The 2630-nt window shown below is 68.5% G+C and carries 3 protein-coding genes; all 3 read left to right on the forward strand.

Translation table 11 applies throughout. From position 1 onward, the window contains the following. Positions 1-58 precede the first annotated feature (58 nt). The 3 genes from secG (at position 59) to pgi (ending at position 2611) form a co-directional block, all read left to right on the forward strand. Positions 59-289 (forward strand): preprotein translocase subunit SecG, encoded by a 231-nt coding sequence (gene secG / locus ACWGIU_RS35045; RefSeq protein ID WP_030720398.1) that lies wholly within the window; start codon positions 59-61, stop codon positions 287-289. A 181-nt stretch (positions 290-470) separates the two neighbouring features. Beyond that, the gene (locus tag ACWGIU_RS35050; RefSeq protein WP_010352468.1) at positions 471-806 is read left to right on the forward strand and encodes an RNA polymerase-binding protein RbpA; all 336 of its coding nucleotides are present in this window, start codon (positions 471-473) and stop codon (positions 804-806) included. Between the two features lie 149 nt (positions 807-955). Continuing rightward, complete coding sequence (gene pgi, locus ACWGIU_RS35055) at positions 956-2611, forward strand: glucose-6-phosphate isomerase (RefSeq protein ID WP_453712138.1); 1656 nt, start codon at positions 956-958, stop codon at positions 2609-2611. Positions 2612-2630: the final 19 nt, after the last annotated feature.

The raw sequence follows: 2630 nt of genomic DNA on the forward strand, positions 1-2630 counted from the left end.
TGCACATCTCGCAAAGCCGGAAAGCCCGAAAGCCAGAAAGTAGGAATCAGCCGTGATTATGGGGTTCTCGATCGCCCTGATCGTCTTCAGCGCCCTGCTGATGCTGCTCGTGCTGATGCACAAGGGCAAGGGCGGCGGCCTCTCCGACATGTTCGGCGGCGGTATGCAGTCGTCGGTCGGCGGTTCCTCCGTCGCGGAGCGCAACCTCGACCGCATCACCGTGGTCGTCGGTCTGCTGTGGTTCGCGTGCATCGTCGCGCTCGGCCTGCTGACGAAGTCGAGCACCTGACCGTTCTGGCCATTCCGGCAGTCCGGTCGGCACCGCCCGGCCTATCATGAGGGTCGGCGTTCATCGCGTGGAATCAGTAACTCCGCTCCCTGGACGCGCGTTGGGCCTTACGTAGACTTGGGCGCTCCGCGGCGGAATTCCACTCACCTTCCGCGGCACCATCACGCAGGGAGTTACGACCGTGGCAAGTGGCAACGCGATCCGTGGTAGCCGGGTCGGAGCGGGGCCGATGGGTGAGGCGGAGCGCGGCGAGTCCGCGCCACGCCTGCGCATCTCCTTCTGGTGCTCGAACGGGCACGAGACGCAGCCGAGCTTCGCCAGCGACGCGCAGGTGCCGGACACCTGGGACTGCCCGCGCTGCGGGTTCCCGGCCGGCCAGGACCGGGACAACCCGCCCGCACCGCCGCGCACCGAGCCGTACAAGACGCACCTGGCGTACGTACGGGAACGGCGCTCGGACGCCGACGGCGAGGCGATCCTCGCCGAGGCGCTCGCCAAACTCCGCGGCGAGATCTGAGACGGCTCGAAGAGTGTGACGTGAGGCCCGGTCCCGCAGGAACTTCTCCTGTGGGACCGGGCCTCTTTGTGTGCGTTCTGCCGCTTGTGATCCCTTAGGTTGGAGCCGGCGGGGCACGACAGGACGGAAGAAGTGGGTTGATGTCCGAGATGAACGCAGGCAGCAGTTCGAAGCTGAACCGGACGCCGGAATGGCTGGCACTCGGCAAGCACCGGGAGGAGTTCGGGCAGACGCATCTGCGGGACCTGTTCGAGGAGAATCCCGGCCGCGGCGCCGACTACACCCTGCAGGTCGGGGACCTGCACATCGACTACTCGAAGCACCTCGTCACCGACGAGACGCTCGCGCTGCTCCGCGAGCTGGCCGACGCCACGGGCGTTGCCGAGCTGCGCGAGGCGATGTTCCGCGGCGAGAAGATCAACACGACCGAGGACCGGGCGGTGCTGCACACCGCCCTGCGCGCACCGGCGGACGCGGTCGTCGAGGTCGACGGCGAGAACGTCGTCCCCGAGGTGCACGCCGTCCTCGACAAGATGGCCGCCTTCTCCGACCAGATCCGGTCGGGAGCGTGGACCGGCTTCACCGGCAAGCGCATCCGCAACGTCGTCAACATCGGCATCGGCGGCTCCGACCTCGGCCCGGCCATGGCGTACGAGGCCCTGCGCGCCTTCACCGACCGCGATCTGACGGTGCGCTTCGTCTCCAACGTCGACGGCGCCGACCTGCACGAGGCCGTGCGGGGCCTGGACCCGGCCGAGACGCTGTTCATCATCGCCTCCAAGACCTTCACCACCATCGAGACCATCACCAACGCCACCTCGGCGCGGGGTTGGCTGCTCGCCGGACTGGGCGGGGACCCGGCCGCCGTGGCCCGGCACTTCGTGGCGCGGTCGACCAACGCCGAGAAGGTCACCGACTTCGGCATCGATCCGGCCAACATGTTCGGGTTCTGGGACTGGGTCGGCGGACGCTACTCCTTCGACTCCGCCATCGGCCTCTCGCTGATGATCGCGATCGGCCCGGACGCCTTCCGCGAGATGCTCGGCGGCTTCCACGCCATGGACGAGCACTTCCGTACGGCGCCTCCGCACGAGAACGCACCGCTGCTGATGGGCCTCTTGGGGATCTGGTACGGCGCCTTCTTCGACGCCCAGTCGCACGCGGTGCTCCCGTACAGCCACTACCTGTCGCGCTTCACGGCGTACTTGCAGCAGCTCGACATGGAGTCCAACGGGAAGTCCGTGGACCGCGACGGCAATCCGGTGGAGTGGCAGACGGGCCCGGTGGTCTGGGGCACGCCCGGCACCAACGGGCAGCACGCCTACTACCAGCTGATCCACCAGGGGACGAAGGTCATCCCCGCGGACTTCATCGGCTTCGCCCGGCCGGTGGTGGAGCTGGAGGCGGCCCCCGCGGCCCAGCACGACCTGCTGATGGCGAACTTCTTCGCCCAGACCCAGGCCCTGGCCTTCGGCAAGACGGCGGACGAGGTGCGTGCCGAGGGCGCCCCGGAGTCGCTGGTCCCGCACAAGACCTTCCACGGGAACCACCCGACGACCACCATCCTGGCCGGGGAGCTCACCCCGGCGGTGCTGGGGCAGCTGATCGCGCTCTACGAGCACAAGGTGTTCGTCCAGGGCGCGGTGTGGAACATCGACTCCTTCGACCAGTGGGGCGTCGAGCTCGGCAAGGTGCTCGCCAAGCGCGTCGAGCCCGCGCTGAGTGAGGGCGTGGACGTGCCGGGGCTGGACGCCTCGACGAAGGCCCTGGTGGCCACGTACCGGGAGCTGCGCGGCCGCAGCTGATCCAGGTGCGTGAAGGGCC

It is taken from the genome of Streptomyces sp. NPDC054840 (assembly GCF_053611065.1).

Bases quoted from the DNA above. Each gene is read 5' to 3' on its own strand.
- secG (WP_030720398.1), top strand. From the start codon at position 59: ATGGGGTTCTCGATCGCCCTGATCGTCTTCAGCGCCCTGCTGATGCTG.
- pgi (WP_453712138.1), top strand. From the start codon at position 956: ATGAACGCAGGCAGCAGTTCGAAGCTGAACCGGACGCCGGAATGGCTG.